This window comes from Amycolatopsis sp. NPDC058278 (genome assembly GCF_042881395.1).
Taxonomy (GTDB): domain Bacteria; phylum Actinomycetota; class Actinomycetes; order Mycobacteriales; family Pseudonocardiaceae; genus Amycolatopsis.
In genome coordinates, this window is the sequence record NZ_JBHVXZ010000016.1 from 107,013 (window position 1) to 115,182 (window position 8,170).

Sequence of the window (8,170 nt, forward strand, 5' to 3'; positions counted from 1 at the left end):
GGAGGACACTGGCGGGAGAGGAGAGCGCTAGTTCACGAATCTGAGGTCCGCGATCGCGCCACTGGCCACGAGCATGACGTAGAAGTCGGTCAGCACCAGCGTGCCGAGCGTCGTCCAGGCCAGCGTCATGTGGCGGGTGTTGAGCTTCGTGACCTGCGTCCAGATCCAGTAGCGCACCGGGTGCTTGGAGAAGTGCTTCAGCCTTCCGCCGGTCACGTGCCGGCACGAGTGGCAGGAAAGCGTGTAGGCCCAGAGCAGGATCACGTTGGCGAGCAGGATGATGTTGCCCAGCCCGAAGCCGAACCCGCCGGTCTTCCCGTGGAACGCCGTGATCGCGTCGTAGGTGTTGACCAGCGAGACGATCAGCGCGACGTAGAAGAAGTAGCGGTGGACGTTCTGGATGATCAGCGGCAGCCGCGTCTCGCCGGTGTACTTGGCGTGCGGTTCCGCGACGGCGCAGGCGGGCGGGGAGAACCACACCGACCGGTAGTACGCCTTGCGGTAGTAGTAGCAGGTCAGGCGGAACCCGAGCAGGAACGGCAGCACGACGAAGCCGAGCGGGATGAACCCGGGCAGGTCGCCGAACCAGTGGCCGAAGTGGCTCGAGCCCTCGACGCAGGAAGTGGACAGGCAGGGCGAGTAGAACGGCGTCAGGTAGTGGTAGTCGGGCACCCAGTACGCGGTGCGCACGAACGACCGCACCGTCGCGTAGATGATGAACGCCGACAGTCCGAGCACGGTCAGCAGCGGCTGGAGCCACCACCGGTCCGTGCGGAGGGTGCGCTCGGCGATCCGGGCCCGCTTCGGGGCCTGGACGCCGGTGCCGACGCCGTTGTCAGCGGGAGCGCTCACCGCTGGTCGCGCTTGTAGCCGCCGACGCCTTCGTCATCGGCGCCGTGCCACAGCGCCGGGTCGTAGGGGGTGTCGGGGACGGGGACGCGCTCCGCGGCCTTCGCCTGGGCGGGCACCGCGAGGGGCACGCCGTCGAGGTCCGCGGTGTCGATGTCGAGGCGCTCGACGTCGTTGGCGAGCCGGCGCACCGCCGACGCGTCGCCGTAGCGAGAGCGCAGTGCGCCGACGCACTGCCGGAGCTGGCCGATGGTTCGCCGCAGCTCGGCGATCTCGGAGGTGGACATCATGCCTCCCGTGTGGTGGGGCTGGCAGGGAACCGGCGAAGGCTTTGCCACGCGTCGTGCAGTGTGACAACTAGCACACTAACGGTTCCAGAGGTGATCGGGGTCACGCGGGGGGATCTTCTGAATCGATTTTGATTCGGCGTTTTCCCGAGGTAGTGTGGCCAGAGTCACGACCCTGAGGCGTCAGCGCTGCCGTCCCGCGGACCACCCCACCCCAGTGATCCGGAGCCGGACATGAGCCCGACCCCATCGTTGCACCCCGTTGTCGCCGAAGTCACCGCTCGCATCGCCGCGCGCAGTGCCGTGACCCGCACGGCCTACCTCGACCGCACGGCCGCCGCGCACGCCGAAGGCCCGGTCCGCCGCGGCCTCGCGTGCAGCAACCTCGCCCACGGTTTCGCGGCGATGGACGGCGTCGACAAGGAAGCGCTGCGGGCCGCGCGCGCCCCCGGCGTCGCGATCGTGTCGTCCTACAACGACATGCTGTCGGCGCACCAGCCGATGCAGGAGTACCCGGCGTGGCTGAAGAAGTCCGTGCGCTCCGCCGGCGGTGTCGCCCAGTTCGCCGGCGGCGTCCCGGCCATGTGCGACGGCATCACACAGGGCCGCGCGGGCATGGAGCTCTCGCTGTTCAGCCGCGAAGTCATCGCGATGTCGACGGCGATCGCGCTGTCGCACGACATGTTCGACGCCGCGCTGCTGCTCGGGGTGTGCGACAAGATCGTGCCCGGCCTGCTGATCGGCGCGTTGTCGTTCGGCCACCTGCCGGCCGTGCTGGTGCCCGCGGGGCCGATGAACTCCGGGCTGCCGAACAAGGAGAAGGCCCGCGTCCGCCAGCTGTACGCCGAGGGTCTCGCGACCCGCGAGGACCTTCTTGACGCCGAAGCGGCGTCGTACCACTCGGCCGGCACCTGCACCTTCTACGGCACCGCCAACTCCAACCAGATGGTCGTCGAGGTGATGGGCCTGCACCTGCCCGGCGCCAGCTTCGTCCAGCCGGGTTCTTCGTTGCGCCGCGCGCTGACCGAAGAGGCCGGGCGGCGGATCGTCGCCATTTCGCGCGGCGAGGAGTACACGCCGGTCGCGCGGATCCTCGACGAGAAGGCGTTCGTCAACGGCGTCATCGCGCTGCTCGCCACGGGCGGGTCGACCAACCACACGATGCACCTGGTCGCGATCGCCGCGGCCGCGGGCATCCAGCTGACCTGGGACGACTTCTCGGACCTCTCGGCTGTCGTGCCGCTGCTGGCGCGGGTCTACCCGAACGGCAGCGCCGACATCAACCACTTCCACGCCGCCGGCGGGATCCAGTTCCTCGTCGGCACGCTGCTCGACGCCGGGCTGCTGCACGAAGACGTCCACACGGTGGCCGGGTTCGGGCTGCACCGCTACCGCGCCGAGCCGATCCTGTCCGACGGCGAGCTGGTCTGGCGGGACGTGCCCACCCGCAGCCTCGACGAGGAGGTCCTGCGCCCGGCGTGGCGGCCGTTCGCCGCGGACGGCGGGCTTCGGATGGTCGAGGGCAACCTCGGCCGCGCGGTGGTCAAGGTGTCCGCGGTGGCGCCCGAGCACCGCGTCGTCCAGGCACCGGCGCGGGTGTTCACCACGCAGGAGGACTTCACGGCCGCGTTCGAGGCCGGCGAGCTGAACCGCGACGTCGTCGTGGTGATCCGGCAGCAGGGCCCGCGGGCCAACGGCATGCCGGAACTGCACGGCCTGACGCCGGCGCTGGGCGTGCTGATGGACCGCGGGCACGCGGTGGCGCTGCTCACCGACGGCCGGATGTCGGGGGCGTCGGGCAAGATCCCGGCCGCGATCCAGGTGACACCGGAAGCCGCGGCGGGCGGCCTGATCGCGCGCATCGCGGACGGTGACGTCATCCGGCTCGACGCTTCCGCGGGCTCGCTCGACGTGCTGGTCGGTGACGAAGAACTCGCCCGGCGCGAACTTGTGGACTCCCCGCCGTCCGAAGCATCCTGGACCGGCACCGGCCGAGAGCTGTTCGCCGCGTTGCGCCGTGCCGTCGGCCCCGCTGACCAGGGCGCTTCGGTGTTCGGCGGTTTGACTCCGGAGCACTTCGGAATGCCTGCTCTCACAACACAGGAGGTCGGTCAGTGACCACCGGTCAGGACCTGCTCGAGCTGTCCCCCGTGATGCCCGTCGTGGTGATCGACGACGCCGACGACGCGGTGCCCACGGCCCGGGCCCTGCTCGCCGGCGGGATCGGGGTCATCGAGCTGACCCTGCGCACCCCGGCGGCGTTGCCGGCGATCGAGCGCGTCGCCGCCGAGGTGCCGGACATCGTCATCGGCGCCGGCACCGTCACTTCGCCGGACCAGGCGAAGCAGGCGGCCGACGCGGGCGCGAAGTTCCTCGTGACGCCGGGCTGCACGGACGCCGTCGTCGACGCGTGCTTCGAGTCCGGGCTGCCGTTCCTGCCCGGCGCGAGCACGGTGTCCGAGGCGATGCGGCTGGCCGAACGCGGCCTGTCGGCGCTGAAGTTCTTCCCGGCGGAGGCGTCCGGCGGCGTGGCGTACCTGAAGTCGATCGCGGGTCCGCTGCCGTCGCTCAAGTTCTGCCCGACCGGCGGGATCACGGTGGCCTCGGCGCCGTCGTACCTGGCGCTGCCGAACGTCGGCTGCATCGGCGGCTCGTGGCTGACGGCCTCGCTCGACGTCGCGACGATCGAGAAGCTGGCCGCGGAGGCCGCCGCGCTGTAGCGGAGATCACGCCGCGTCGTTGCCGCACCCGAACGGCGGAATGCGCGTCCGCATTCCGGGAGCACCGTTCCAACGCGCTGGAACGGTGCTCCGAGCGGGTGTGGCGCCGGTCATGGAACCCGGCGCCGTCCCGCTGAATGGCCCATCCACCGCCCTGGTGGGTTATTTACCTGCCTGTTATCGTTCCTCTTCGCTATTCCAGCGAGGAGAATCCGTGTCCCTGACCAGCGTGGTCGCGCCCAGTCCTGCCTCCGAGACCGTCGCCGCACTCGTCGGCGAACGCCTTTCGGTGTCCGCACTTCACCAGCTCGGCGGCACTCTCGGCGGCTATTCCTTCGTCAAGGTCGTGGTCGACCGCGAGCAGGCGAAGATCCACTTTCTGAACCACGCACGGCATTCCTTTCACGCGATCTATATCGGCGAAGAGATCCTCGGCGTCGGAGAAGAACGCGTGCGCGCGGAGATCGACTCGTACAACGAGGCCTTCTACCACGCGCCGGACCGCCGGTTCCTGCTCGGCATTCTCGCGCTGCACCCGCAGATGTTTTCGCTGGAGACGGTCGAGGTCGACACCATGCCGGCCGAGCTGATCCGCGAGTTCCACGCTTTCGTCGCGCAGTACGTCGACCCCTCACTGCCGCTGCTGTTCAAGCCGGCCAACCAGCTGCAGGAGCGGATCGTCCGGGAGATCCCGGCGGGCGAGCTGCCGCGGGTCTTCGCACACGAGCTGTTCTCCACGGCGCCGTTCGTGGCGCTGAACCCGGGCACGGCCACCGGGCGGCTGCGAGCGTTCCGCAGCGAGGCCGAGTACCGGGCCGCGACGCTCGACTGGACCGACATCATCGTGATGGACCGCGTGCCCGACGACATCCCGCGGTTGGCGGGGATCGTCAACACGCGGCACACGACGCCGTTGTCGCACACCAACGTCCTCGCCACCGGCTGGCAGATCCCGAACGCCGTCCAGCTCGGTGCCCTGGCCGAGATCGAACGCCGCGGGCTCGACGGCAAGTGGGTCGAGTACACAGTGGACACCCAGGCGCTGTCCCTGCGGGAGGTCGACGAGCCGGCCGAAGCGGCGCCGCCGTCCTGGTACGCCCAGCGCGTCACCCTGGAGCAGCCGGAGGCCGAGCACAGCCCGATCGTGAACCTCGCCCGGCTGCGCGCATCCGATCGCCACCGCTACGGCACCAAAGCGGCCAACCTCGGCGAGCTGCACCACGTGCTGGCCCACGGGTCACAGCGGCTGCTCGGCTTCTACCAGGTGCCGCGGCCGCCGCGGGAGAACCTGCTCCCCTACCTGGCCCGGCTGCTGGACGTCCCTCTGGACGCCGATCTGGGCGCCGCGGCCCGCCGGCTGCTCGACGAGCACGTCCGCGTGCCGCGCGGCATCGCCCTGCCGTTCTCGCTGCAGCGGCGGTTCCTGGAGTCGTCGCCGCGGATCCAGCAGGCCATCGGGAAGCTGAAGATGGCCTTGGAGCTGGACGCGCGCGAGATCGAGCCGCTGTGCGTCGAGCTGCAGGGCCTGATCCGGTCGGCGCGCCTGCCGGGGGCACTCGCCGACGAAATCGACTCCGCGCTGGTGTCGCAGCTGGCCGGCGTGCGCGCGTTCGTCGTGCGCAGTTCGTCGAACGCCGAGGACCTCGCCGGGTTCTCGGCCGCCGGGATCTACGAGTCGCACAACCACGTCACCACGGCCGAGCGGATCTTCGCCAGCGTCAAGGAGGTCTGGGCGTCGCTGGTGTCCGTGCGCAGCGTCCGGCTGCGGCAGCAGGCCGGGATCTCCCTCGACGAGTGCTACATGGGCGCCGTGATCCAGGAACAGGTCGCGGCGGACTTCGGCGGGGTGCTGGTGACGACGAACCCGATGAACCGCGCGGACTTCCGCACGGTGTACGTCAACGTGTCGCCGCGCGTGACGGACGTCGTCGACGGTTCGGCGCTGCCGATGCAGTACCTGTATTCGACGGTCGAGGGCGGCGGCCGCACGCTGTCCCTGGGCGACGCGCCCGCGGACCTCGACGAAGCCGCGCACGCCCAGCTGCAGCGGCTCGCCGTCGCCGGCCGCCTGCTGCAGGGCCACTTCTCGCCCGATTACACCTTCGACTCACCGGTGGACGTCGAGTGGCTCGCCGACGGCGAGCACCTCCACCTCGTGCAGCTTCGCCCCTATTCGGCCTGACCTTCCCGGGAGACACACGATCATGCTGGGCCTTCGCCTGCCCGCGAAACCCGCCGTTCAGCGCGCCGTCCGGCTGACCTACGGGTTCCAGTTCTTCTTCGGCCTGCTGCTCTGGGTGCCGATCTTCTACTCGTACCAGAAGCTCGCCGGGCTCTCCGACGGCGAGATCTTCGGCATCCAGAGCATCTACTACATCGTGTTCTGCCTGCTCGAGATCCCGACGGGGATGATCGCCGACCGCTTCGACTACCGCACCTCGCTGGCGGCGGGCGCCGGCGTGCTGGTGGCCGCGAACCTGGTGCCGGTGTTCCTGGGCTCGTACCCGGGGTTCCTGGTGCACTTCGTCCTGATCGCCCTGGCCCGCTCGCTGGTGTCCGGCGCGCAGAGCGCGTACTTGTACGAGTACCTGCACGCTTCCGGCGCCGGGGAGCACTACCTCCGCGTGGAAGGTGTCGGCCGCGCGTACAGCCTGGTCGGCAAGATCGTGTTCTGGCCGGTGATCGGGTTGTTGATGTCCTGGAGCCTCCCCTCTCCGTACTGGCTGACGGCGATCAACGCGGGCATCGCCCTCGTCTTCGCGTGCAAGCTCCCGCCGATCCCCGGCGGCCGCCGCGTGACCGGCAAGACGGCGTCGCTGCTCGCGGGAGTCGGCGGCGCGCTGTCGGCGCTGCGTTCGTCCCGGTGGCTGGTGCTGCTGATGGTGCAGGGTGTCGCGATGTTCACGCTGGTGCGGATCTGCCAGGTGAACCTGTTCCAGCCGATCCTGGAGTCGAAGGCGCTCTCGGTGAACTGGTTCGGCGCGGTGATGGCCGCGATGACGGTCTTCGAGGCACTGGGCGCGGCCCGCCCCCACCGGCTCCGCCGGGCGATCGGCCCGGTGGGTTCGGTGTTCACGCTGACGATCGTGATGGCGTTGTGCCTCGGGGCGATCGTGTTCGTCGGCTCCTTCCCGGCGGTGGTGTTGTTGTGCGTCTTCGCGGTGGCGACGGGGATCGCGTTCCCGGTCCAGAAGCAGCTGCTGAACGACTCCATCCCGGATTCCCGTTACCGCGCCACCCTCCTGTCCATGGAGTCCATTGTGGACCGTGCAGTGTGCGCGCTGGTGGCGGTGGCGCTGGGCGCGTACCTGGCGGCCGGGCAGCTGAACGAGTTCCTGGTGCTGACGGCCGCGGTGACGTGCATCGCGATGGGGCTGCTCGCGGTGCTGCTGCTGGCGGTCCGCAAGCACCGTTCGGACCGGCGCCGCCCGGTCCGCCGGGAGACGGTGTCGGCCACCGCCCCGTGACGTGCGACCCTGACCCTGGCCGCGGCGCCCGCCGTCACCGGCGGCGCGGCCCCCGGTGGGGTACACGGTCGTCAGGCCGTCTTCGCCCGCAGCGAAGGTGCCATCCTGGCCCCGGGCCGCAGGGGTGCCCTGCTCGTCGGGCTGGGCCGCCCCTCAGTCGATGACGGCGTCGTCGAGGAGGGTGGACTCCGCCCCGTACTCGCGGAGTTCCTCCTTGATCACGGTGTAGGCCAGGCCTTGCGAGTAGCCCTTGCGCGCGAGGAAGCCGAGCAGGCGCCGCAGGGCGGTCTGTTCGTCGACGTTGCCGAGCGAGCCGAGGCGTTTGCGGACCAGTTCCCTGGCCATCTGTTCCTCGGACTCGCGGTCGACCTCGCCGGCCGCCTGGGCGGCGACCTCGTCGTCGACGCCCTTGCGCCGCAGTTCGGCCATCAGCGCGATGCGGGACAGGCCCTGGGTCGCGTGGCGGGACTTCACCCACAGTTCCGCGAACTCCGCGTCGTTGACCAGCCCTGCCCGGTCGAGTTTGCCGAGCAGGTTTTCGCTGGTCTCTTCGTCGAACCCCTTGCGGTGCAGAGCCTGCCGGAGCTCCTCCTGAGTGCGCGCACGCACGGCCAGAAGATCGAAGCAGATCTCCTTGGCCTTCTTGTACCGCTCTTCAGGAGAAAGCTCGGCCGGCGGCACCTTAGGCGCCCTGCCCACCTGAATCACTCCTCGTCTTCAAACCCAACCATCTGCACACCACCCAGCCGCACGCCACCAAGCCGCACATCACCAAGCCGCACATCACCAAGCCGCACGCCACCACCCAACGCAACCCCGGCGGGGGTCCAGGGGGCTCGCCCCCTGG

Annotated in this window: 7 protein-coding genes; 4 read left to right on the plus strand and 3 right to left on the minus strand. The window is 70.0% G+C overall.

Going from position 1 to position 8,170, the window contains the following annotated elements; genetic code table 11:
• Positions 1-27 precede the first annotated feature (27 nt).
• A complete protein-coding gene (locus ACFVYA_RS11160) occupies positions 28-852 on the minus strand; it encodes a hypothetical protein (protein WP_285989614.1) in 825 nt (274 codons plus the stop codon).
• Complete coding sequence (locus ACFVYA_RS11165) at positions 849-1,136, minus strand: hypothetical protein (RefSeq protein WP_003054488.1); 288 nt, start codon at positions 1,134-1,136, stop codon at positions 849-851. Before ACFVYA_RS11165 ends, ACFVYA_RS11160 begins: the two co-directional genes overlap by 4 nt.
• Before the next feature lie 234 nt (positions 1,137-1,370).
• On the opposite strand from ACFVYA_RS11165, the gene edd reads away from it, so the two are divergent.
• From edd to ACFVYA_RS11185, 4 genes are all read left to right on the plus strand, one after another.
• Positions 1,371-3,254 carry a phosphogluconate dehydratase gene (gene edd / locus ACFVYA_RS11170; protein WP_387044542.1) on the plus strand — a complete coding sequence of 628 codons (1,884 nt, stop codon included), beginning with the start codon at positions 1,371-1,373 and terminating at the stop codon, positions 3,252-3,254.
• Entirely contained in the window at positions 3,251-3,856 is a 606-nt protein-coding gene (eda, locus tag ACFVYA_RS11175) for a bifunctional 4-hydroxy-2-oxoglutarate aldolase/2-dehydro-3-deoxy-phosphogluconate aldolase (RefSeq protein WP_387044543.1), read from the plus strand. The genes edd and eda overlap by 4 nt, the downstream gene beginning before the upstream one ends.
• Before the next feature lie 214 nt (positions 3,857-4,070).
• The gene (locus tag ACFVYA_RS11180; RefSeq protein ID WP_387044544.1) at positions 4,071-6,038 is read left to right on the plus strand and encodes a PEP/pyruvate-binding domain-containing protein; all 1,968 of its coding nucleotides are present in this window, start codon (positions 4,071-4,073) and stop codon (positions 6,036-6,038) included.
• Positions 6,039-6,060: 22 nt separating this feature from the next.
• Complete coding sequence (locus ACFVYA_RS11185; protein WP_387044545.1) at positions 6,061-7,323, plus strand: MFS transporter; 1,263 nt, start codon at positions 6,061-6,063, stop codon at positions 7,321-7,323.
• Positions 7,324-7,476: 153 nt separating this feature from the next.
• Here the strand turns inward: ACFVYA_RS11185 and ACFVYA_RS11190 are convergent, their stop codons facing one another.
• The gene (locus ACFVYA_RS11190) at positions 7,477-8,004 is read right to left on the minus strand and encodes a regulatory protein RecX (protein ID WP_387044547.1); all 528 of its coding nucleotides are present in this window, start codon (positions 8,002-8,004) and stop codon (positions 7,477-7,479) included.
• Positions 8,005-8,170: the final 166 nt, after the last annotated feature.

Coding starts and splice junctions, on each gene's coding strand:
- ACFVYA_RS11185 (WP_387044545.1), top strand. CDS start 6,061: ATGCTGGGCCTTCGCCTGCCCGCGAAACCCGCCGTTCAGCGCGCCGTC.
- ACFVYA_RS11165 (WP_003054488.1), bottom strand. CDS start 1,136: ATGTCCACCTCCGAGATCGCCGAGCTGCGGCGAACCATCGGCCAGCTC.
- edd (WP_387044542.1), top strand. CDS start 1,371: ATGAGCCCGACCCCATCGTTGCACCCCGTTGTCGCCGAAGTCACCGCT.